A 20,419-nucleotide genomic window follows, 5' to 3' on the forward strand; every position below is an offset into this window, starting at 1 on the left:
TCACATTTTCTGCATCCTGAAGGGCACTCGGAGACCGGGTTAGTACGGTGACAGGCGGTACCGTGTTCCGCGCGCCACGAATCAAGGCTGGCGCCGTGGATGACGGCGTAGCCGCCATGCAAAAGGGCCGCAGCGTCGCCGCCGCGGCCCTTTTGTTGTCGATCATGGCCGTTGAATTCGTGCCGGCCTTTGGCCTGGCTTTGAGCCTAACCTTGCCCCTCGGCCGGCGTCGGTTCCGCAGAAGACGAAGGCATCGCCCAGCTCGTCTCGGCGGCAGGCTCGGGAGCCGGAGCTGCCACCGGCGCTGACGGCTTCGGCGCGGAAGCTGCCTTCGCCTTCTTCGCAGCCGCTTTCTTCGCAGCCTTCTTGGCGGCCTTCTTAGGGGCAGCCTTCTTGGCCGACTTCTTGGCGGCCTTCTTCGGCGCGGCCTTCTTCGCGGATTTCTTTGCAGCTTTCTTGGCAGCTTTCTTGGCAGACTTCTTCGCGGACTTCTTGGCTGCCTTCTTCGCGGTCTTCTTCGCGGTCTTCTTCGCCGCTACAACCTTCTTGGCCTTTTTGGCCTTCTTGCTTTTTTTCTTCTTCGCTTTTGCCATCGTGGTCCTCCTGTTGCCGCCGAACCATGGTCGATTGGGCGTCTTTCCGCCGCCATCTCCGGACGAAAGCTCAGCCTTCAAAAGCTCAGCCTTACGCCGGTCGCGACCCGCCCGTAGCCCAATCGAGGAGCTCAATCGTGTGTACGACCGGAACTGACGTGCCACTGGCAATCTGCACCATGCATCCGATATTGCCAGCGGCAATCATGTCCGGCTTGACGCTCGCGATGTTGGCGACCTTGCGATCGCGCAACCGGCCCGCAAGCTCGGGCTGGAGAATGTTGTAGGTCCCCGCCGAACCGCAACACAAATGGCTCTCCGGCACATCTTTCACCACGAATCCATTCTTGGAAAGCAATTCTTTCGGAAGGCCCGTGATTTTCTGGCCATGCTGCAACGAACACGCGGAGTGATAGGCGACGACGATGTTGTCTTGTCGTGCGACCGGCTCCAATCCGAGACCGGCGACGTATTCGGTGATGTCCTTGGCAAGCGCAGACACCTTCGCGGCATCGGCCGCGAAGACTTGATCCTCGCGCAGCAGGTAGCCGTAGTCCTTGATCACGGTGCCGCAGCCGGACGCCGTCACCAGGATGGCGTCGAGCCCCTCGCCTGCCGCTTCCTTCCGCCACGCCGTGACATTGGCGCGAGCCCGCGCCAGCGCATCGTGGTCGTTGCCGAGGTGATGGGTCAGCGCGCCGCAGCACTGCTCGTCCCTGACCAGGACGACTTCGATGCCGTGGCGCGTGAGGAGACTGATGGCGGCCTGGTTGATGCGCGGCGCCAGCACCTGCTGGGCGCAGCCCTGGAGCAGCGCGACCCGGCCGCGCTTCTTGCCGAGTGCTGCGAATACACTGCCGGCGGCGGGGCCCGGCGACGGCAGCCGGTCCGGCGCCAGCGCCAGCATCGCCTTGAGACGCTGGATCAGGCCGGGCGTGGCGGAGGGACGGGGCGTCGGCAGGAACAGGGCGAGCGGGCGGGCCAGCCGCGCCAGCCACATGCTGGCCCGGAAACGCCGCGGATCCGGCAGGACGAAGGCCAGCACCCGGCGCAGCAGCCGCTCGGTCAGCGGCCGCTGATAGCGCTGCTCGATCCTGACCCGGGCCTGGTCGACGAGGTGCATGTAGTTCACCCCGGAGGGGCAGGTCGTCATGCAGGCCAGGCACGACAGGCAGCGGTCGACATGCTTGACCACCTCGGCCGTCGGGGCCTGGTCCTTCTCCAGCATCTCCCTGATCAGATAGATGCGGCCGCGCGGGCTATCGAGCTCGTCGCCAAGCAGCACATAGGTCGGACAGGTAGCCGTGCAGAAGCCGCAATGCACGCAGGCGCGCAGGATCTTGTCGGCCTCCGCAATATCGGGATCGGCGAGCTGAGCGAGAGAGAATTCCGTCTTCATGCCGCAGCGCCCCGCGTCAGCCGTCCCCGGTTCAGGATGATCTTCGGATCGAAACTGGCGCGCACTCGCTCACTCAGCGCGGCAACGCCAGGCGCCTGTGGATGGAACACATCGACACCGCGCCTGACGTCCTCGGCCGCCCGGATCAACGTGGCGTGCCCGCCAGTCGCATTGGCGCGCTCGCGCACGGCGGAGGCGTGCGCGTCGCCATTCGGCGGCAGCGCCGCCCAGATCAGCCCGCCGCCCCAGTCATAGATCACCTCGCCGCCGGTCTCGCGCGCCAGTTGCGTCCCGAGCGCCGCGCCGGACGCCGGCGGACAGACGATCCGCCAGACCGGCCAGGCGCCAAGCGCACCGCTGGCCGCGAACGGCAGAACGTCGCGGACCGTAGCCCAAGCCGCAGCGGACGCGACGTCCTCGACCAGCGTCGCGGTTCCGAACGGGGCCAGCAATTCGCGCAGCGAGCCGGCACGGTGGGCGGCGGAGGCGGCAATGCCTTCGAGCCGCAGCATGGTCAACGCCTCGCCCTGGCCCGCGATATCGCCGAGGCCGTCGGTCCTGGTTCGGAACGCCGATTTCGGCAGGTGCGCGGCACCGGAGACGTCGAAGGGCGAGCCCAGCGCCGCCGTCATTGCCTTGTTGGCGGTGGCATCGTCGAGCCCGTGCAAGAGCAGCGTCCGCTCGGCCTCCGGCTTCGGCATCACCTTGAGCGTGACCTCGGTCATCACCGACAGCGTGCCCCAGGAACCGGCGAGAAGCTTGCACAGGTCGTAGCCGGTGACGTTCTTCACCACCTTGCCACCGGTCTTGAAGCTGTCGCCAAAACCGGACACGGCATGCGCCCCGAGCAGATGGTCGCGTGCCCCGCCCGCCCTGATGCGCCGCGGGCCGGCGAGGCCCGCCGCGATCATGCCGCCGATGGTGCCGAGCGCGGGCGTGCCGAGCAGCGGCGCGGTGTTCATCGGCTCGAAGGCGAATTGCTGGTTCTTGGCATCGATCAGCGACAGCACGTCGGCCAGCGGCGCACCGGCCTGGAGCGTGACGATGAGCTCGTTGGGCTCGTAGGAGGTGACGGCATTCAGTGCGGAGACGTCGAGCACGGCGTTGGTCGCCATGGCGTGGCCGATGCTGCGCTTGCTGCCATGACCGATGATCTCGAGCGGCTGCTCATTGGCAATCGCCGCGCGCACCACCTCTTCGACGTCTTTGGCGTCTCTGACCTTGAGCGTATCCACGACTGAGCGGGTATCCAAGTTTACAGGGGAAATCAAATTTGGCGCATTGCAGCGAAGGTGCAGCGATCGGCGCCTAGAACCGCGGAATATCAGGGAAAGCCAGCTTGCCGGCATGGACGTGCATGCGGCCGAGTTCGGCGCAGCGGTGCAGGGTCGGAAACACTTTTCCGGGATTGAGCAGGCCCTGCGCATCGAAGGCGCATTTCAGCCGCTGCTGCTGGTTGAGGTCGATCTCGGTGAACATCTCCGGCATCAGATCGCGCTTCTCGATGCCGACGCCGTGCTCGCCGGTGAGGACGCCGCCGAACTCGACGCAGGCGCGCAGGATGTCGGCGCCGAACGCTTCCGCGCGCTCGATCTCGCCTTCCTTGTTGGCATCGTAGAGGATCAGGGGATGCAGATTGCCATCGCCAGCGTGGAACACGTTGGCGCAGCCGAGCTGGTATTTTTCCGAGAGCTCGCGGATGCGCGCCAGCGCCTTGGGCAGCGCGCCGCGCGGGATGGTGCCGTCCATGCAGAGATAGTCTGGCGAGATGCGGCCCACGGCCGGGAACGCCGCCTTGCGGCCGGCCCAGAACAGATTGCGCTCGGCCTCCGAGGTCGATATCTGGCAGGTGGTCGAGCCGCAAGCGTTGGCGATTGTCTCGACGCGCGTGATCAGCTCGTCGACCTCGATCTTGGGACCGTCGAGCTCGATGATGAGGAGCGCCTCGACGTCGAGCGGATAGCCGGCATGGACGAACGCCTCGGCGGCGTGGATCGCCGGCTTGTCCATCATCTCCATGCCGCCGGGAATGATGCCGGCGCCGATGATCCGCGCCACGCATTCGCCGGCCGCCTCGACCTCGGCAAAGCCGACCATCAGCGCGCGCGCGGTCTCCGGCTTTTGCAGGATGCGCACCGTGATCTCGGTGATGACGCCGAGCAGGCCTTCGGAGCCGGTGATGACCCCCATCAGGTCGTAGCCGGAATTTTCGCACCCCTTGCCGCCGATGCGCAGGATCTCCCCGCTCATCAGCACGATCTCGCAACCCAGCACGTTGTTGGTGGTCATGCCGTATTTGAGGCAGTGCACGCCACCGGAATTCTCCGCAACATTGCCGCCGATCGAGCAGGCGATCTGCGAGGACGGATCGGGCGCGTAGTAGAAGCCGGCATGCGCAACCGCCTGGCTGATGGCAAGGTTGGTGACACCGGGCTCGGTGACGACGACCCGGTTGTCGAAATCGATCTCGCGGATGCGCTTGAACTTGCCGAGGCCCAACAGCACGCCGTCCTCGAGCGGCAACGCGCCGCCGGACAGCGAGGTGCCGGAGCCACGCGGCACCACCTTGATGCCCTGCCCGGCACAATATTTCAGGACGAGCGAAACCTGCTCGGTCGTGTCCGGCAGCACCACGACCAGCGGCGGCTGCCGATAGGCCGTCAGCCCGTCGGATTCGTAGACCCGCATCTCGGAAGCGCTGTCGATCACGCCCTCGCCAGGCACGATTGCGCGCAACGCAGCCACGATCTCGGCGCGGCGCGCGAGCACGGCCTGGTCGCTGGCAGGCATCATGATGGCCATATCACACCCTTCATGGCATATCCTTCCGGCTGACGCCGGACGATCGAATTGTCGCGGCAAATCAACCACGTCCGGGGGTGTTTGGGTAGGCCATCCGAAAGTCGGAGCGGCGATCTTGCGCGAGTTCGCTCTGGGACAAGTAGGAAATCGTGAAACCTGTCATCGTTTGGCGGCTTGTCCAAGCCGGGCGGGCCTGCCAAAACCGGCAGGTCCGACGATTGCCGATCAGGCAAGCGACTGACCATACCTCCCAGGGAAGAGACGAAGAGCACCCGATGACAAAACTGATTTTCGGCGCACTGACGATCCTCACCGCGATTGCCACCGCACCCGCCGCGATGGCGCAGGATGCCGCGGCCGGCAAGACGTCGTTCAACAAATGCCTGGCCTGCCATGCGATCGGCGAAGGCGCCAAGAACAAGGTCGGCCCCGAGCTCAACGGCCTCAACGGCCGCAAGTCGGGCACCGCTCCGGACTACAACTACTCGGACGCGAACAAGAATTCCGGCATCACCTGGGACGAAGCCACGTTCAAGGAATACATCAAGGACCCCAAGGCCAAGATCCCCGGCACCAAGATGGCGTTCGCCGGCATCAAGAACGAGACCGAGATCAACAATCTCTGGACCTATGTGTCTCAGTTCGACAAGGACGGGAAGATCAAGCAGTAAGCGGGTGAACGGCGGCCGCTAATCGGCGGCCGCCTGCGCCGGGGCGATTTTGCCGATCATCGCCTCGATCTCGGTCTTCACGAGATCCGGCACGGCGTTCTGCACCATGTGGCCGAGGTCGGGCAGCACGATCAGCTTCGCATTCTGCACCGCCGCGGCAAACGGGCGCGCGTGAATGTCGGTCCTCACGGTCTTGTCGGGCTCGCCGGCGATGATCGTGACCGGCGCCGATATCTCGCCGTAGCGCGCGACTTGCGCGGCGACCGCTTCCTTCAGCGTCACCAGATCATAGGCGTTGGCGATGAACTCGCGCGGGCGCAGCAGCAGCGGCGTCGCGGAATCCTGCACGAATCCGTCAGGCATCATTTGCGGCAGGAAGACGTTGCGCGCGCCGGGCTCGCTCAGGAAATAGCCGAGCGGCAGGGTGATGGTGTAGGCGAGCAGCGGGCCGATCACCGGCGTCGCGATGATCTCGTTGTAGCGGCCGACGCCGCCGCGCCAGGGATGGGTGACGGGCGCGAGCATCACGAGGCCCGCGACGCGGCCGGGATGATCGAGCGCCAGCCGCGCGCCGAGCGCGCCGCTCCAGGAATGCACGACGAAGACGGCGCGGTCGATCCCGAGCTTGCCAAGCGCATCGCCGATCATCCGCGCTTGGACCTGTGGCGTCGAATCCTGCCGCCGCGCCCGCGTGCTCCAGCCGTGGCCGGGACGATCGATCAGGACGACGCGATGGTTCTTGGCGAGGAGGTCGCCGAGCGGGCGGCGCATCGCTTCGAGGTTGGAGCTCGCACCGTGCAGCATCACGATCGGCAGGCCCGAATCGCGCGGGCCGACATCGACGACGTGAAGCGTGGCGCCATCGACCTCGATCATCCGGCCCTGCGGTGGAAAGGCGCGTTGCACGGCGATGATTCCGGCCTGCGTGACCAGCGCCAGCAGAACCAGCGCCGTCACGACTGACATCACGATCATGGAGAGAATCCGGGCGATCCAGGGCACTTGGCAGTTACGCGGCTTGTGGGCGGCAGTTTCGCTCCATGGCACCAAGCGCTCCACCGAAATGCCGGGGCTGTGGATATGTGCATAATTCCAGCAGGAAAAACACAATAAAATCAATGGCGTCCTGAATCGCACGCCAGCCCCGGAACAGCTTCATGAGGTCGTCATCGCGGCTTCCATATAATCGCCACGGTCGGTTCCGCCATCTAGGCGCGGGTGGGCGCCGATCCTGCTTGCAGACCTCAGGGGATGCGGGAAAGGCCGGCAGGATTTGTCCTGATTTGAACCGGAGAATTTCGATGAGCTTCAGATCCAAAGACACTGCAATCGACGAGATCGTCGCAAGCTGCAACGGCGACCTGCGCGGTGCCGTGCGAGCGCTGCTGCTGATCAATGAGCATCTCGAAACCGAGCTTGCCAAGGCTTACGCCGCCGCCGCCGATCGCGGCCTCACCGAGCGCGGCACCAGCGTTCTGCACTAGGTCCCTGTCGACCTAGTTCGTACCGTCCTCGTCCTTTTCGTCGTCGGCGGTGACGGCGGGACAGGCGCGGATCGTCGAACGGGCAAGCCTGGCGTCGGCCTTCGACTTGTAGGGACCGTCTCCGAACCAGATATCGCCGATGATCACGGGATTGCTGGTCACGATGTCGCATTTGCCGGTGGCGCGGTTGCCGACCACCCAGAACAATCCGTCGGCGAAGCTCACCGAGCCCGACGCCAACAGCAAGCTACCTGCGAGAATCAAACGCTTCATGGCTGTTGCTCCTGCCATGCAGGTAGGCCTGCGGCGCTGCCGACAATAGTGCTTTCCGCGCGGCGCGTGTGATCGTGGTTAATCCGCACAGGCCACACTCGCTCAAGAAATGATCGACTTGTAGGCTAGATGTCGCGGCCTTCGACCTTCTCGGTCAGCGCCTTGACCTGGTCGGGGATCTTCTCGAGGTGCGGATTGACGGCGAGCGCCTTGCGATAGGCCTCGAGCGCGCGCTTCTCGTCGCCGACTTCCTGCATGATCATGCCGAGGCCCGCAAGCGCACCGAAATGGCGGGGCTCGCGGATCAGAACCTCGCGGATGTCGGCAAGCGAGCGGCCATAGTCGTTCTGCATGTAATAGAGCGTGGCACGCCGGTTCCAGGCCTCGATGTAGTCGGGCCTCAGCTTGATGACCGAATCCAGCAGCTTGATCGCGATGTCGATCTTCTTGGCGTCGACCGCGGTCCTGGCCCGCGCCATCAGCAACGACGCGGTGTCGCTCGGGGTGTGAATCCAGATCGCCCAGATCCGCGCCTCGACATGCTTGGCGCTGGCCTCGTCGGGCGCGGCTTTCAGCGCGCCGAACAGGAAATCAAGATTCTTGCTGCGGTCGACCTTGGGCAGCTTGGCCGGCGCCTCCGGGAGCTTCTTCTGCTCCTTGCCGGAAGGGGCCGGCAGTACTTTCTGCGCCAGGGCCGGCGTCAGGCCAGCGGCACCCATAACGAGGGCCAGCCACAGGGTGCGCGCGAACAGGAATCTCACTGCCATGGTCAAAGTCTAAACGCGTAAAGCCGCCCTTGCAAAGCAAAGGCGGCGTCAAACTCGCGTGAGACCGTGGTCTTGCGGGGCGCGCGAGCGTCCGGCAGGGCGATATCAGCCCTGGCGAGCCTTGAAGCGGCGCTGCACCTTGTTGATCACATAGACCCGGCCCTTGCGGCGAACCAGGCGGTTGGCGCGATGGCGACCGCGCAGCGATTTCAGCGAGTTACGGACCTTCATGGCGGAATCCTGAACGTTCGAAAGGCCGTGTTCGGCACTACCGTTTCGGCACGCGCGAATGTGGCAAAATGAGATTTTTCCCGCTGGCGGACGACCGCCCGGGACGGGGCGGTTCTTAAGGCATGGCGGGAGGTGATGTCAATGTTGAGTGCCCGGTTCCGAACCGGCAATTTCGCGAAAACAACCCCATGCACAGTAGAAGCGGCCGGATCGGCCCAATCTGGGCCTTCGCGGCCGAGCACGGCAAATGCTTTTGCTGGCTGCGGTTTTACCGCCAGCGACGCCTTGCCAAATTCGTTATATCCTATAATCAATTCGGCAACCCGTCGGGAGGAAACAATGCCGAAGCTGAAGCTGCCCAATATCGACGACGTCGTCGCCATCGACATCCACACCCATGCCGAGGAGCCTTGCGGCACCCATCCCGACGACGGCTATGACGATTTCCAGGCGCAGATGGCCGACTATTTCAAGTCGCCGCACAAGCATCCGCCGACCGTGCCGGAGACCGCCGCCTACTACCGCTCCAAGAACATCGCCGCGGTGATCTTCCCGGTCGACGCCGAGCGCGAGACCGGCTTCCGCCGCTACAACAATTACGAGATGATCGAGGCCGCATCCGATCATCTCGACGTCCTCATCCCGTTTGTCTCGATCGACCCGCACAAGGGCAAGCTCGGCGCCCGCGAGGCGCGCAAGCTGATCGAGGAATACGGCGTGCGCGGCTTCAAATTCCATCCGACCATGCAGGGCTTCTACGCCAACGACCGCATGGCCTATCCGCTCTACGAAGAGATCAACAATGGCGGCGCGATCGCGCTATTCCACACCGGCCAGACCGGCGTCGGCTCCGGCATGCCGGGCGGCATGGGCATGCGGCTGAAATACTCCAACCCGATGTACATGGACGACGTCGCGGCTGATTTCCCCGACCTCAAGATCATCCTCGCCCACCCCTCCTTCCCCTGGCAGGAGGAGGCGCTGTCGGTCGCGACCCACAAGCCGAACGTCTATATCGACCTGTCCGGCTGGTCGCCGAAATATTTCCCGCCGATCCTGGTGCGCTACATCAACTCGATCCTGCAGGACAAGATGCTGTTCGGCTCGGACTGGCCGGTGATCACGCCGGACCGCTGGCTGTCGGATTTCGCCAAGATCGAGATCCGCGACGAGATCCGGCCGAAGGTGCTCAAGGCCAACGCGCGCAAGCTGCTGGGGATCTAACCCGAGTACCGTCTCGCGCGACGGCGAGAGGCGGTAGGCAGCGACGGAGTGGAGCGTCCAGCAGACCATTTTCGCATAGCCAACAGCAGCACTTTTCTGCCATGCTGCGTTCATCGAAGTCGTCGGGCGGGGGCTCATGACGCAATCGGACCTGGAATTTCCGCACGCGCGGAACGCTGCCTTGCCACGCGCCTGCCGCGATGGCGAGGTGGCGCCGCGCAATTTTTCGTCGCGCAAGGCGGCGCTTCGCGATCATGCTGACCGGTTCGCCGTCTCCCGGGCGCGCTGGCGCGAGAAGGCCGCATTTTTTCACGGCGAGGACGAACGCTACTTGCAATTCCTCATTCCGCCGGGAAGCCGCGTCCTCGATATCGGTTGCGGCCTCGGGGACACGCTCGCCGCGTTGAAGCCATCTCATGGAGTCGGCCTCGACTTCAGCGATGCGCAGATCGAACTCGCGCGGCGGCGCCATCCTGATCTTCAGTTCATCCAGGCGGACGCCGAGGACGCGATCACGCTGTCATCCGTCCACGGCCCGTTCGACTTCATTCTCGTCCTCGACACGATCGGCTCCCTCGACGATTGCCAAAGGTTCATCGAACAACTGCACCCGCTGTGCTCGCGCGAGACGCGGCTGGTGATCGGCCATTTTTCTCACCTCTGGTATCCGGTTCTCAAGCTTGCCGAGATCCTGGGCCTTCGCATGCCCCAGCCAGATCAAAACGTGCTTTCGCCCGACGATCTGCGCAACCTCGCAGCCCTGGCCGACTTCGATCCGATCGAATCCGAGCAACGCATCCTGTCTCCCCTGCGCTTGTTCGGGATCGGACGTTTCGCCAACCGGTTCGTCAGCGTCCTGCCCGGCATTCGCGCGCTGTCGCTGCGCCATTATCTCGTGGCGCGCTCGCTGCGCCATGTCGACGATGACGTATCGTCCGTGAGCGTGATCATTCCCGCCAGAAACGAGCGTGGCAATATCGAGCCTGCGGTGCGACGGGTTGCGCAGTTCTGTCCCGACATCGAGATCATTTTCATCGAGGGCCACAGCAAGGACGGCACGTTCAAGGAGATGACACGGGTCCAACAGGCATTCCCCGACAAGGACGTCAAAGTCATGCGGCAGCCGGGCAAGGGAAAGGCCGACGCCGTCTTCACCGCCTTCGATGCCGCGCGAGGCGACGTGCTGATGATTCTGGACGCCGACCTCACCATGCCGCCCGAGCAGCTCTGTAAGTTCTACGAGGCACTGCGATCGGGTAAGGGCGAGTTCATCAACGGTTCGCGTCTGGTCTACCCGATGGACGCCGGGGCCATGCGCTTCCTGAATCTGATCGCCAACAAGGTCTTCTCATATCTGTTCTCGTGGCTGTTGAACCAGCGCTACACGGATACGCTGTGCGGTACCAAGGTCCTGCGCCGAAGCGATTACCATCGTCTCAAGGCGGGAAAGGCCTATTTCGGAGACTTCGATCCGTTTGGTGACTTCGATCTGATCTTCGGTGCCTCGAAACTCAACCTGAAGAGCATTGATATTCCCATTCGCTACGCAGCGCGCAGCTACGGCGAAACGCAGATCTCGCGCTTCAGCCACGGCTGGATGCTGCTGAAGATGGTCGTGTTCGCATTCTTCAAGATCAAGGCCATTTGACGCCAATGGTAGTGATGTCGGCGAGGATGGTTTGAAAGCTGAGTTGGCGCGCCGGTGTCGGCCTGTTGTCAACGCCGTCCATACATGGCGATCCCATTGCGATCCGCTCGACCGCCTGACGCCGTTCGGATGGCGAGGCGGCCTCATCGTGATACTCGGATTAACGCTGCTGTCGTTCCTGCTGTGCGGCTATTTCATCGTGTATTGGCGCAACGCCGACATGGATTTCATGGTGGTCTACAACGCACTTGCACTCAATGACGGGGGCAAGCGCGCATTCTTCGACCACCCTGCCGATCTGACCATCCTGTCGGTCGAGGCATGGTTCCGTCTGCTCCACCAGCTTCGCCTGCTCGAGGCCTGGACGCTTTCCGCCATTCCCCCTGCATCGAACGGACCATCGTTTGATGCGGCTATGACGAGCGCGGTCCGCGCTGCGAGGGTGGCCGCGCTGCTGACCGCAACTGGCCTCCTTTTCCTGTTTGCCGCGCTGGCCCGTCGGATCGGCGGGGACTTGCGGGTCGCGACTTGCGGCGTTTTTGCATTCGCGTTTTCCGGCGGCTTTCAGATGCACCTGCGCATTCTGCGAAGCGAGATGATCGCCGCCGGCTTTTGCATCGCCGCCCTGATGCTGCTCATCGTCGCTGCGCGCCGGGCCACAATCTATCGGCCGCTGCTTGTCGGCCTGGCTGCATGGCTTTGCGTGCTCGGACTTCAGAACAAGGTGCAGGCGATCTTGCTTATCGCCGCTCTACCGGTGCTGGTCATTCCGTTCGGGAACAGCGCGAGCGCCAGCGTCGGGTTCTGGCGGTCGGGCTCGGGCGCGACGCTTGCGGCGACGGCAACCGCCGCGCTCGGAATTTGTGCCGCGCTGCTGGCATGGCCTCTGGCCGCCGCCGGACTCGATCCCGTTGCGGCGAGCGCCGCCGGCCTCAAGCCGCTCCTTCTGGGCAGGTTCGGCACCTATCAGATTGGGCTGGCCGGCTGGTTCGTGGGGTGGACGATCGCTTTTGCCGGGATCTGGCGGGTGAGCCTGCTGGAGACCGTTGCGGCGATGTGTGCGCTCGTCATCGGCGCATCGCTCGCCACCCTGACGCTCTATATTCAATACGACGTCACCGCTCTCGTCGTCGTGTTCAATCCGATCGAGAAGATGCTGATGTATGTCGACGCGCCGGACGCATCCACGAGCGTGCAAGGCGCAGCCGGCCTTATTCTGACGGGCGTGCTTGGCGTGCTCAAGCGCTATACTTTCGTGCTGTTCACCTCGCCGCGACCCACTGTGTTTCTGACCTGGCTGATCTTTCCCGGCATCATCCTTGCCTGGCGGCAATGCAAGCATCAGGTCGCCGTTCAAGCCGCTTTCATGATGCTCGCTGCGATAGCGATCGACGCAATCGGCGTGCGGCGGGGTTTGAAGCTTGAATATTTCGTGTTCACCGATCCGCTGATCATCCTCGCCGGAATGGTGCTCCTCAACGAGTTGGCGGACATGCGCGTGAGCCGCTGGACCTTCCCGATCGGCGCCGCGCTGATCGGGCTCCATGTGGGCATCAGCCAGGCGGAGCCGCTGAAGATGGCGTTGAAGCGAAGCGGACCGGAAAGCATCTGCGAATGGCGACCAACCTACATGCCGGAGCTTTCCCTCCCGTGGTGTGCATTGCGATGAATAATTTGGCTTGTCGTGCCGATCGACACCGATATCGCGGACACCAAAAATGAGGTATAGGCAACGCCGTAGCCAGTTGAGCGCAGGAAACTCGCGTGCCCCTCAAAGCCGTCGTCTTCGACGCCTACGGAACGCTCTACGACATCCAGTCGGTCGCGGAGATCACCGAGGATGCGTTTCCGGGCTACGGCGAGATCATCACGCAGATCTGGCGCATCAAGCAGCTTGAATACACCTGGTTGCGCTCGCTGATGCGGCGCTACCAGGACTTTGCCGCCGTCACCCGCGACTCGCTCGCCTATACGCTGCGCGTGCTGGGCCTTGCTTATGACAGCGAGGCGTTCGAGCGCGTGATCGAGAAATATCTGCATCTCGATCTCTATCCGGAGGCGACGGCCGCGCTCACGGCCCTGAAGCCGCGAAAGCTCGCCATCCTCTCCAACGGCAGTCCGGACATGCTGAATGCGCTCGTGCGCAACACCGGCCTCGACGCCCTGCTCGATGCCACCATCAGCGTCGACGCGAACAGGATCTTCAAGCCGAGTCCGGAAGCTTACGCGCTGATCGGCGAAATGCTCGGCACCGCGCCGGACGAGGTGCTGTTCGTCTCGTCCAATCCCTGGGACGTCGCCGGCGCGAAGGCATTTGGACTGAACGTCGCCTGGATCGAGCGGGTGACGCCCGAGGCGATGGCGCTGGCTTGCGTCGAGAGCGAACTCGTGGCACCGCTGACCATGTTCAAGGCGATCCGCACCCAGATGGACGAGCTTGGACTTGCGCCGGACCACCGCGTCCGCTCGCTCTCCGAGCTGCCCGGGATCATCTCTAGGGATGACCCGGGGATCGCCGCCCGCCCGTGAGTTGTGAATGAGCCTGGAATCCGTTCGCGCCTTCTTCGCCGAGAAAGCCCCCGACATATCAGTGATTGAATCGCCGATCAGCTCGGCCACGGTGCCGCTGGCCGCCGAGGCCTACGGCGTCGAGCCCGGGATGATCGCCAAGACGCTGTCATTGCGTGTCGGCGAGCGCGTGATCCTGATCGTCGCGGCCGGCACCTCGCGGATGGACAACAAGAAGGTGAAGGCGCAGTTCGGCGGCAAGCCGAAAATGCTGGGGCTGGAAGAGGTCGCCGAGATCACCGGCCACGAGGTCGGCGGCGTCTGCCCGTTCGGGCTGAAGTCGCCGCTGCCGGTCTATTGCGACGTCTCGCTGAAGGCGTTCGACGTCGTGGTGCCGGCCGCGGGCTCGACTCACAGCGCGGTGCGCATCACGCCGGACCGGATGGCCGAGCTGACCGGGGCTGAATGGGTCGATGTCTGCGAGATCAGGCCGTAAGTCAGCGGATGCCTGATGCATTTGCCGGTCAGGAAGGCTAATGTACGGACCATGCCCGACGATAAGGTAAAACGACGGCTAACCACCGTGCTGTGCGCTGATGTGCACGGCTATTCTCGCCTCATGGAAGCAGACGAGGCGGGAACGCTGGAGACACTGCGCCGCTACCGCACGGCCATTGCCGGATTGGTGGAGCGCCATGACGGGCGGATCGTGAATACCTGGGGTGATGCCGTCATCGCCGAATTCGCCAGCGTCGTCGAGGCCGTGCAATGTGCGGTCGAGATTCAGCAGGAAATTTCCAACCAGGATTTGGACCGACCTCCGCCGATGCGTTTTCGCATCGGCATCAATCTCGGCGACGTGATGGTGGATGGTTCGGATCTTTATGGAGACGGGGTCAATATCGCCGCGCGCCTGCAAGAACTTGCCGACCCCGGTGGCATCGTGATCTCCAGCTCCGCCTATGATCAGGTGCACAACAAATTATCTGTTGGCTTCGACTGTCTCGGCCAGCGTCCAATGAAGAACATCGCTCCCGTGACCAGTTATCGCGTGACCATGAGCGGCCAAACCGCTCAAGCACGGGGCTTTCCGCCTGGCGAACGCCTGGCTTCCCAGGGTGCAGTTGCGGGCTCGCAAACTGACGCCGTACACCGCGACAGATATGAGTCATCCACATGGATGCGCTTGGTTTCAGATGGGCTGGCGAAGCTGCCCCGCCCGGTCGCAGCGGCCCTCACGGTGTCGGCCTTTCTGATTCTGATCAATATTTTCACTGGCATGCACAGGATCTGGTTCCATTGGCCAGTCGCAGCTTTGCTCTTCGGTGCCATCATGCGGACGGCCCTCCGGCATCGACCTGAGTCGGACGGCAAAGGAGAGCGCTGAATGAGCCGGCCCGACCGCATCCTGGCGCTTGTCGCTGCGCACGCTCCCGGATCCTGCTCCAGGCAGCGCTAATCATCCTCGTCGTAAGGCCGGGGCTGTTCCGGCGGAGGCGGCGGCGCGGCGTTGTAACGCGGTGGCGGCGCAGCGCGATTGCGCGGAACCGGCTGCTGCGGCTGCATCTGGTTATTGGATTGGAACACCGCGCGGCAGCCGCTAGAGAGTTGCGGCGTATTCTGCTGCAAGCAAGCCGTGATGCGGCTGACGTCAGGGATCTGATCGCTGCACAGCCGCCACACATCCGGCGTGCAGGCCATCTGCTGCTCCATGGTTCCGCGATACTCTTCAGCGGATGCAGCGCTATGCGCGACGATGCCGCCGACCGCAAGCGCCACACCCAGCGCAATCCGCTCTGTTCGCATGTCCGATTCCTTCGCGAGTCTCTCGAATTCTCTTCAATCAATGAGACGCGGAGAGGTTCTGGACCAACAAAAAAATGTGAAAACGGACGGGGAACCTATTCGACCTTGCCGATCTTCTTGACCGCCGTAATCAGCCGCGCGCTGTCGGTCGCCACGAACTCGGAGAAGGCCGGCGCGTCCTGATAGGCGACCAGACTGCCCGACGTCTCGAAGGCCTTGAGCACGTCCGGACTCGTCATCACCTGCGCCATCGCCTCGCGCAGGCGGGTCGCGATCGACGCCGGCAACGTGCTCTGTGCGAACAGGCCGGCCCAGATGTACATCTCGACGTCCTTGTAGCCGAGTTCCTGGAAGGTCGGGACATCCGGGAAGCTCGCGATGCGCCGCGCGCCGCAATTGCCGAGCACGCGCAGCTTGCCGTCGTCGACCTGCGGCTTCAGCGTGCCGGGTGCGGCGGCGATCGCCTGCACGGTCCCACTGAGGATCGCGGTCAGCGCGGGACCCGCGCCACGGAACGGCACGTGCAGCAGCTTGATGCCGGCGCTGTTTGCGAACATCTCCATCGCCACGTGCAGCGTGCCGTAGGGGCCCGACGAGCCATAGGTGATCTGGCCCGGGCGTTTCTTCGCATCCTCGACGAAATCCTGCGCCGTCCTCCACGGTGCCGAGGCCGGCACGGCGAGCAGCGTGGGATCGGCCAGCACGCGCGCGATCGGCATGAACTGCGAGACCTCGTAGGCGACGGGACGGTCGAACAGCCGGTCGGCCTCCGGCAGCACCGCAAGCGAAGACAGCGCCATCAGCAGCGTGTAGCCGTCAGGCTCGGCGCGCGCCGCCGCGGCGTTGCCGACCGATCCGCCGCCGCCGCCGGCGCGGTTGTCGACGATGACCGGCTTGCCGAGGATCCGCTCCAGAGCCTGTGCGACGGGACGCGCCGCGAGATCGGCCTGCCCGCCGGCCGGAAACGGCACGATCATCGTGATGTTGCGGGCGGGATAGGCTTGCGCAAAAGCAGGGTCCGGCAGCGCAGCGCGCAACAGCGGCAATGCAGCAGCGGCGCGCAGGATGTCGCGACGATCCATGGAAGCCCCCTCCTCGATTGTTCTTGTTTCGCTCCCAGCCTAACGTGGCGATCGGCAAGAACAAGCCGTTTACGAAGCATTAACCATGTTGGGCCGGACCCGGAACGCATCCCCCGAGCCATCGTTGCCCTCCCAGGAAGTGTGTCATGGGAAAACTCGCAACCATCGACGTCGCCCTGGACGAGATGCTGGTGAATCTCGCCGCGATCGTCCTGCGGCTTTCAAAGCCCGACGTGACGCGTACGCCGGAAGCGCGGCGCGCCCTGGCGAAATCGGTGCATCAATACGCGGTCTGCGCGAAGCGCTCGAGCGACCCGCGTGTGCACGAATTGAAGTCGCAGCTCGAAGAGACGCTGAAGCCGGGCCTGCGCATTGTCGCGCGCGACGGCGTAAAGGTGTCGTAGCCGAATTCCATCATTACTTCGCTGCTCTCTCAATGACTGATGGTCCCGCCCGCTCTATGACGGCTTTGCCTTTCCGCGCACCCGCCGCTTGCACGTGCCCGGCAGCTTCGCCGCGAGAAAATCGCCGAGCGCCTCGACGCGTGCGGGGCGCGGGCCGCCGGGCGGCGTCACCAGATGCACGGCGCCTTCGGCCTGCTTCCAGTCCTTCAGGATCACTTCGACCTCACCCGAGGAGATGGCTTCACCGACAATGAATTCGGGAAGCTCGGCAATGCCGAGACCGGCGATCAGCGCCGGCATCACCGCTTCACCATTGTTGACGCGAAGCTGTCCGCCCGGGCGCACGCTGGCCTGCTCGCCGGCCGAATTGGTGTAGTGCCAGACATTCGGCGTCGAGAGGTAGGCGTAGCTGAAGCATTTGTGCTCGGCCAGATGCATCGGATGCGTCGGCCGGCCGTGGCGCTTGAGGTAGGACGGCGCCGCCACCGTGAAACGCGGCATGGTGAAGAGCCGCCGCGCGATCAGCGAGGAATCCGGCAGCCGCGCAATCCGCACCGCCATGTCAAAACCCTCGCCGATCAGATCGACGGTCGCATCGCTCAGATGCAGATCGACCGAGACTTCCGGATAGGTCTCAAAAAACTCCGGCAGCAGCGGCGCCACCGCCTTGATCCCGAACGTCATGGGCACTGCGAGCCGCACCAGGCCGCGCGGCGCCACCGATTGCGCCAGCGCCTCGTTCTCCGCCGCCTCACCGTCGGCGAGCAGACGGGTCGCCCGTTCGGCGAGCTTGTGCCCGGCATCGGTCAGCGCCAGCCGGCGCGAAGTGCGGTTGAACAGCCGGGCACCGAGCCGCTCCTCCAGCCGGGTCACCGCCTTGGACACCGTCGCCTTGGACGTCGCAAGCTCACTCGCGGCCCCCGCAAACGACCGCAATTCCACGACTTTTGCGAAAATCGCGAGGGCCTCGAAATCCGGGAGTTTTGCCATGGGAGCGGTCCAATCGCGACGATATAGGAAACAATGCGTTTCAACAGTTTCTATTTCTATACCACAGAGGGAGGCTTATCCAAGGGTCATCAGACATGCAGGAATGGAGAAATCCAATGACCAAGAAGCTCTCAGGCAAGGTTGCACTCGTCACCGGCGGCTCCCGCGGCATCGGCGCGGCATCGGCCCGCGCTCTTGCCGACGAAGGTGCCGATGTCGCCATCAGCTATGTTGCCTCGCCCGAAAAGGCTGAAGCGGTCGTCAGCGAGCTGAAGGCCCGCGGCGTCAAGGCTCGCGCCTTCAAGGCCGATCAGGCTTCGGCCAAGGACGTCACCCAGCTCGTCAAGGACGTCGCGAAGGAGTTCGGTCATCTCGACATCCTCGTCAACAATGCCGGCGTCGCCGCCGGCGGCGCGATCGATGATTTGAACGCGGATACCGACGCGCTGGCGCGCCAGGACTCGATCAACGTGCATGGTGTGATCGCCGCGATCCGCACAGCGTCACAGTTGATGGGAGAAGGCGGCCGCATCGTCACCGTCGGCTCGATGCTGGCCGATCGCGCCTCGTTCCCGGGCCTTGCCGATTACGTCGCGACCAAGGCGGCCGTGGTCGGCTACACCAAGGGCGCGGCACGCGACCTCGGCCCGCGCGGCATCACAGTGAACGTGGTGCAGCCCGGCTCGATCGACACCGACATGAACCCGAAGGACGGCGGCGAGTTCGCTGAGACCCAGCGCAAGCAGCACGCACTGCAGCGCTTCGGCCGCCCCGAGGAAGTCGCCGCCGGCGTCGTCTTCCTCGCCAGCCCCGAAGCCTCCTTCGTCACCGGCACCGTGCTCAACGTCGACGGCGGGTTCGGCGCCTGATCAAGGCGCCCCCTCACCAAAAGGAATTACGCAGATGATCGAACTCAGACCTTTCGACAGGCTCGGCGGCGCCGACCACGGCTGGCTCAAGGCCAAGCATCACTTCTCCTTCGCCAGCCACTATGACCCGAACAACATGGGTCACGGCGCCTTGCGGGTATGGAACGACGACGAGATCGCGCCGAACACCGGCTTTCCCGCCCATCCCCACGCCAACATGGAAATCATCACCTATGTGCGCGAGGGTGCGATCACTCACCAGGACAGCCTCGGCAACGAGGGTCGCACCGAGGCGGGCGACGTGCAGGTGATGAGCGCGGGCAGCGGCATCCGCCACTCCGAGTACAATCTCGAGCCGACCAGGACGCGGATCTTCCAGATCTGGATCGAGCCGACCGCGCGCGGGGGACAGCCGACCTGGGGCTCGAAACCGTTTCCGAAGGCGGACCGCTCCGGCAAGCTCGTCACCATCGCGAGCGGCTTCCAGGACGATGCGGACGCGCTGCCGATCCGCGCCGATGCACGGGTGCTGGCGACCACGCTGAAAGCCGGCGAGAGCGCCGAGTACGATCCGCAGAAGTCGCGGCACCTTTATCTCGTGCCCGCGGCGGGGTCGGTCGAGATCAACGGCGTGCGCGTCAACGCCCGCGACGGCGCCGCGATCCGCGACGAGGACAGGCTGAAGATCACGGCACTGGAAGATTCCGAGATCGTGCTCGTCGACGCGGCGTAACGACGCAACAACCCGTCATGCCCGGCCTTGAGCCGGGCATCCATCACCTTCGCAGGGCGCCTTTCGAAGCGCGCTGGATTGCCGGGTCAGGCCCGGCAATGACAACGAACAGCACAACTCGGCGCATCGAACCCACACAACGGAGACCATCATGACCAAAGTTCTCGTCCTTTATTATTCCGCCTATGGCCACATCGAAGCGATGGCCAATGCCGTCGCCGAAGGCGCGCGCGAAGCCGGTGCCACCGTCGACATCAAGCGCGTACCCGAGCTAGTGCCGGCCGAAGTCGCCAAGGCCTCGTACTACAAGGTCGACCAGGCCGCACCGATCGCCAAGATCGAGGACCTCGCCAATTACGATGCGATCATCGTCGGCACCGGCACCCGTTTCGGGCGGATGGCCTCGCAGATGGCCAACTTCCTCGACCAGGCCGGCGGGCTCTGGGCCAAGGGTGCTCTGCACGGCAAGGTCGGCGGCGCCTTCACCGCGACTGCGACCCAGCACGGCGGCCAGGAGACGACGCTGTTCTCGATCATCACCAACCTCCTGCATTTCGGCATGGTCGTGGTCGGCCTGAACTACGGTTTTGCCGGCCAGATGAAGCTCGACGAGGTCACCGGCGGCGCACCCTACGGCGCCACCACGATCACCGGCGGCGACGGCAGCCGCCAGCCCAGCGTCAACGAACTCGCGGGCGCGCGCTATCAGGGCCGCCAGATCGCGGAGACCGCCAGGAAACTCCATGGCTGAGCTGCACGGTTAAGCTTCACGACCGACTGCATGGCTGATGCGACGCGGGCGGCATTCTCTCTCGGGAATGCCGCCCCATCTTTGTGGATATCTCACCAACCAAATGCGCTACGAATGGCTTTCGAACTCTTGTTGATCGCGCAGATGATCCGCAGGCCCGCCCAGGCACTGGCGCGGCGCTGGT

At 64.1% G+C, this 20,419-nt stretch carries 24 protein-coding genes; 12 read left to right on the forward strand and 12 right to left on the reverse strand.

Annotated features, from left to right (window positions below; translation table 11 throughout):
- Positions 1 to 206: 206 nt before the first annotated feature.
- From NR187_RS16480 to NR187_RS16495, 4 genes are all read right to left on the reverse strand, one after another.
- Positions 207 to 593, reverse strand: a complete 387-nt coding sequence (locus tag NR187_RS16480; protein WP_211382389.1) for a histone — start codon at positions 591 to 593, stop codon at positions 207 to 209.
- Positions 594 to 684: 91 nt separating this feature from the next.
- On the reverse strand, positions 685 to 1,992 hold the full coding sequence (gene glcF, locus NR187_RS16485; protein WP_211381405.1) for a glycolate oxidase subunit GlcF: 1,308 nt from the start codon (positions 1,990 to 1,992) through the stop codon (positions 685 to 687).
- Positions 1,989 to 3,227, reverse strand: coding sequence for an FAD-binding protein (locus tag NR187_RS16490; protein ID WP_256807060.1), 1,239 nt, complete (start codon positions 3,225 to 3,227; stop codon positions 1,989 to 1,991). The genes glcF and NR187_RS16490 overlap by 4 nt, the downstream gene beginning before the upstream one ends.
- Before the next feature lie 73 nt (positions 3,228 to 3,300).
- Positions 3,301 to 4,794: an FAD-linked oxidase C-terminal domain-containing protein gene (locus NR187_RS16495; RefSeq protein WP_256807061.1), complete on the reverse strand. Its 1,494-nt coding sequence runs from the start codon at positions 4,792 to 4,794 to the stop codon at positions 3,301 to 3,303.
- Between the two features lie 275 nt (positions 4,795 to 5,069).
- On the opposite strand from NR187_RS16495, the gene cycA reads away from it, so the two are divergent.
- Positions 5,070 to 5,465 carry a cytochrome c-550 CycA gene (gene cycA / locus NR187_RS16500; protein ID WP_094894834.1) on the forward strand — a complete coding sequence of 132 codons (396 nt, stop codon included), beginning with the start codon at positions 5,070 to 5,072 and terminating at the stop codon, positions 5,463 to 5,465.
- Between the two features lie 18 nt (positions 5,466 to 5,483).
- Here the strand turns inward: cycA and NR187_RS16505 are convergent, their stop codons facing one another.
- Positions 5,484 to 6,440 carry an alpha/beta fold hydrolase gene (locus NR187_RS16505; protein ID WP_256807062.1) on the reverse strand — a complete coding sequence of 319 codons (957 nt, stop codon included), beginning with the start codon at positions 6,438 to 6,440 and terminating at the stop codon, positions 5,484 to 5,486.
- Between the two features lie 326 nt (positions 6,441 to 6,766).
- Between NR187_RS16505 and NR187_RS16510 the strand changes: the two genes are divergently transcribed.
- Complete coding sequence (locus NR187_RS16510) at positions 6,767 to 6,949, forward strand: hypothetical protein (protein ID WP_211381401.1); 183 nt, start codon at positions 6,767 to 6,769, stop codon at positions 6,947 to 6,949.
- A 12-nt stretch (positions 6,950 to 6,961) separates the two neighbouring features.
- On the opposite strand, the gene NR187_RS16515 is transcribed toward NR187_RS16510, so the two are convergent.
- From NR187_RS16515 to NR187_RS16530, 4 genes are all read right to left on the reverse strand, one after another.
- Positions 6,962 to 7,222, reverse strand: a complete 261-nt coding sequence (locus tag NR187_RS16515) for a hypothetical protein (protein WP_211381400.1) — start codon at positions 7,220 to 7,222, stop codon at positions 6,962 to 6,964.
- A 125-nt stretch (positions 7,223 to 7,347) separates the two neighbouring features.
- Entirely contained in the window at positions 7,348 to 7,989 is a 642-nt protein-coding gene (locus NR187_RS16520; protein ID WP_211381399.1) for a M48 family metallopeptidase, read from the reverse strand.
- A gap of 105 nt (positions 7,990 to 8,094) precedes the next feature.
- Positions 8,095 to 8,220, reverse strand: coding sequence for a type B 50S ribosomal protein L36 (gene ykgO, locus NR187_RS16525; protein ID WP_006611362.1), 126 nt, complete (start codon positions 8,218 to 8,220; stop codon positions 8,095 to 8,097).
- Positions 8,217 to 8,603, reverse strand: a complete 387-nt coding sequence (locus NR187_RS16530) for a hypothetical protein (RefSeq protein WP_211381398.1) — start codon at positions 8,601 to 8,603, stop codon at positions 8,217 to 8,219. Before NR187_RS16530 ends, ykgO begins: the two co-directional genes overlap by 4 nt.
- Here NR187_RS16530 and NR187_RS16535 point away from each other — a divergent pair.
- The 6 genes from NR187_RS16535 to NR187_RS16560 all read left to right on the forward strand — a co-directional run bounded on the left by NR187_RS16535 (position 8,560) and on the right by NR187_RS16560 (position 14,987).
- Complete coding sequence (locus tag NR187_RS16535) at positions 8,560 to 9,444, forward strand: amidohydrolase family protein (protein WP_211381397.1); 885 nt, start codon at positions 8,560 to 8,562, stop codon at positions 9,442 to 9,444. The genes NR187_RS16530 and NR187_RS16535 overlap by 44 nt on opposite strands.
- 208 nt (positions 9,445 to 9,652) lie before the next feature.
- Positions 9,653 to 11,092: a glycosyltransferase gene (locus tag NR187_RS16540; protein ID WP_256807064.1), complete on the forward strand. Its 1,440-nt coding sequence runs from the start codon at positions 9,653 to 9,655 to the stop codon at positions 11,090 to 11,092.
- A gap of 43 nt (positions 11,093 to 11,135) precedes the next feature.
- Positions 11,136 to 12,761: a hypothetical protein gene (locus NR187_RS16545; RefSeq protein WP_256807083.1), complete on the forward strand. Its 1,626-nt coding sequence runs from the start codon at positions 11,136 to 11,138 to the stop codon at positions 12,759 to 12,761.
- A 95-nt stretch (positions 12,762 to 12,856) separates the two neighbouring features.
- Positions 12,857 to 13,621 carry a haloacid dehalogenase type II gene (locus tag NR187_RS16550; protein ID WP_211381395.1) on the forward strand — a complete coding sequence of 255 codons (765 nt, stop codon included), beginning with the start codon at positions 12,857 to 12,859 and terminating at the stop codon, positions 13,619 to 13,621.
- A 7-nt stretch (positions 13,622 to 13,628) separates the two neighbouring features.
- Positions 13,629 to 14,096: a YbaK/EbsC family protein gene (locus NR187_RS16555; protein ID WP_211381394.1), complete on the forward strand. Its 468-nt coding sequence runs from the start codon at positions 13,629 to 13,631 to the stop codon at positions 14,094 to 14,096.
- Positions 14,097 to 14,147: 51 nt separating this feature from the next.
- Positions 14,148 to 14,987 carry an adenylate/guanylate cyclase domain-containing protein gene (locus NR187_RS16560; protein ID WP_256807084.1) on the forward strand — a complete coding sequence of 280 codons (840 nt, stop codon included), beginning with the start codon at positions 14,148 to 14,150 and terminating at the stop codon, positions 14,985 to 14,987.
- Between the two features lie 68 nt (positions 14,988 to 15,055).
- Here the strand turns inward: NR187_RS16560 and NR187_RS16565 are convergent, their stop codons facing one another.
- Entirely contained in the window at positions 15,056 to 15,406 is a 351-nt protein-coding gene (locus NR187_RS16565) for a hypothetical protein (RefSeq protein WP_211381392.1), read from the reverse strand.
- Positions 15,407 to 15,501: 95 nt separating this feature from the next.
- Positions 15,502 to 16,488 (reverse strand): tripartite tricarboxylate transporter substrate binding protein, encoded by a 987-nt coding sequence (locus NR187_RS16570; protein ID WP_256807065.1) that lies wholly within the window; start codon positions 16,486 to 16,488, stop codon positions 15,502 to 15,504.
- A gap of 146 nt (positions 16,489 to 16,634) precedes the next feature.
- Here NR187_RS16570 and NR187_RS16575 point away from each other — a divergent pair, with 146 nt between their 5' ends.
- Positions 16,635 to 16,892 carry a hypothetical protein gene (locus NR187_RS16575; protein ID WP_211381390.1) on the forward strand — a complete coding sequence of 86 codons (258 nt, stop codon included), beginning with the start codon at positions 16,635 to 16,637 and terminating at the stop codon, positions 16,890 to 16,892.
- 54 nt (positions 16,893 to 16,946) lie between these two features.
- On the opposite strand, the gene NR187_RS16580 is transcribed toward NR187_RS16575, so the two are convergent.
- Positions 16,947 to 17,882 (reverse strand): LysR family transcriptional regulator, encoded by a 936-nt coding sequence (locus NR187_RS16580; RefSeq protein ID WP_211381389.1) that lies wholly within the window; start codon positions 17,880 to 17,882, stop codon positions 16,947 to 16,949.
- A gap of 116 nt (positions 17,883 to 17,998) precedes the next feature.
- Between NR187_RS16580 and NR187_RS16585 the strand changes: the two genes are divergently transcribed.
- The 3 genes from NR187_RS16585 to wrbA all read left to right on the forward strand — a co-directional run bounded on the left by NR187_RS16585 (position 17,999) and on the right by wrbA (position 20,235).
- Positions 17,999 to 18,751, forward strand: coding sequence for an SDR family NAD(P)-dependent oxidoreductase (locus NR187_RS16585; protein WP_211381388.1), 753 nt, complete (start codon positions 17,999 to 18,001; stop codon positions 18,749 to 18,751).
- Between the two features lie 34 nt (positions 18,752 to 18,785).
- Positions 18,786 to 19,484, forward strand: a complete 699-nt coding sequence (locus NR187_RS16590) for a pirin family protein (RefSeq protein ID WP_211381387.1) — start codon at positions 18,786 to 18,788, stop codon at positions 19,482 to 19,484.
- 151 nt (positions 19,485 to 19,635) lie between these two features.
- Positions 19,636 to 20,235 (forward strand): NAD(P)H:quinone oxidoreductase, encoded by a 600-nt coding sequence (wrbA, locus tag NR187_RS16595; RefSeq protein ID WP_211381386.1) that lies wholly within the window; start codon positions 19,636 to 19,638, stop codon positions 20,233 to 20,235.
- Positions 20,236 to 20,419 lie beyond the last annotated feature (184 nt).

Source organism: Bradyrhizobium sp. Bra64, from assembly GCF_024519875.1.
GTDB classification, from domain to species: Bacteria; Pseudomonadota; Alphaproteobacteria; order Rhizobiales; family Xanthobacteraceae; genus Bradyrhizobium; species Bradyrhizobium japonicum_G.

Excerpts from the sequence above, each read along its gene's own strand:
- NR187_RS16495 (WP_256807061.1), bottom strand. The coding sequence starts at position 4,794 with ATGGCCATCATGATGCCTGCCAGCGACCAGGCCGTGCTCGCGCGCCGC.
- NR187_RS16520 (WP_211381399.1), bottom strand. The coding sequence starts at position 7,989 with ATGGCAGTGAGATTCCTGTTCGCGCGCACCCTGTGGCTGGCCCTCGTT.
- ykgO (WP_006611362.1), bottom strand. The coding sequence starts at position 8,220 with ATGAAGGTCCGTAACTCGCTGAAATCGCTGCGCGGTCGCCATCGCGCC.
- NR187_RS16530 (WP_211381398.1), bottom strand. The coding sequence starts at position 8,603 with ATGGCGACGACGTCGTCGATATTGGGCAGCTTCAGCTTCGGCATTGTT.
- NR187_RS16575 (WP_211381390.1), top strand. The coding sequence starts at position 16,635 with ATGGGAAAACTCGCAACCATCGACGTCGCCCTGGACGAGATGCTGGTG.
- NR187_RS16580 (WP_211381389.1), bottom strand. The coding sequence starts at position 17,882 with ATGGCAAAACTCCCGGATTTCGAGGCCCTCGCGATTTTCGCAAAAGTC.
- NR187_RS16505 (WP_256807062.1), bottom strand. The coding sequence starts at position 6,440 with ATGATCGTGATGTCAGTCGTGACGGCGCTGGTTCTGCTGGCGCTGGTC.
- NR187_RS16555 (WP_211381394.1), top strand. The coding sequence starts at position 13,629 with ATGAGCCTGGAATCCGTTCGCGCCTTCTTCGCCGAGAAAGCCCCCGAC.
- NR187_RS16480 (WP_211382389.1), bottom strand. The coding sequence starts at position 593 with ATGGCAAAAGCGAAGAAGAAAAAAAGCAAGAAGGCCAAAAAGGCCAAG.
- glcF (WP_211381405.1), bottom strand. The coding sequence starts at position 1,992 with ATGAAGACGGAATTCTCTCTCGCTCAGCTCGCCGATCCCGATATTGCG.
- NR187_RS16535 (WP_211381397.1), top strand. The coding sequence starts at position 8,560 with ATGCCGAAGCTGAAGCTGCCCAATATCGACGACGTCGTCGCCATCGAC.
- NR187_RS16565 (WP_211381392.1), bottom strand. The coding sequence starts at position 15,406 with ATGCGAACAGAGCGGATTGCGCTGGGTGTGGCGCTTGCGGTCGGCGGC.
- NR187_RS16510 (WP_211381401.1), top strand. The coding sequence starts at position 6,767 with ATGAGCTTCAGATCCAAAGACACTGCAATCGACGAGATCGTCGCAAGC.
- NR187_RS16585 (WP_211381388.1), top strand. The coding sequence starts at position 17,999 with ATGACCAAGAAGCTCTCAGGCAAGGTTGCACTCGTCACCGGCGGCTCC.
- wrbA (WP_211381386.1), top strand. The coding sequence starts at position 19,636 with ATGACCAAAGTTCTCGTCCTTTATTATTCCGCCTATGGCCACATCGAA.
- NR187_RS16560 (WP_256807084.1), top strand. The coding sequence starts at position 14,148 with ATGCCCGACGATAAGGTAAAACGACGGCTAACCACCGTGCTGTGCGCT.
- cycA (WP_094894834.1), top strand. The coding sequence starts at position 5,070 with ATGACAAAACTGATTTTCGGCGCACTGACGATCCTCACCGCGATTGCC.
- NR187_RS16570 (WP_256807065.1), bottom strand. The coding sequence starts at position 16,488 with ATGGATCGTCGCGACATCCTGCGCGCCGCTGCTGCATTGCCGCTGTTG.
- NR187_RS16590 (WP_211381387.1), top strand. The coding sequence starts at position 18,786 with ATGATCGAACTCAGACCTTTCGACAGGCTCGGCGGCGCCGACCACGGC.
- NR187_RS16515 (WP_211381400.1), bottom strand. The coding sequence starts at position 7,222 with ATGAAGCGTTTGATTCTCGCAGGTAGCTTGCTGTTGGCGTCGGGCTCG.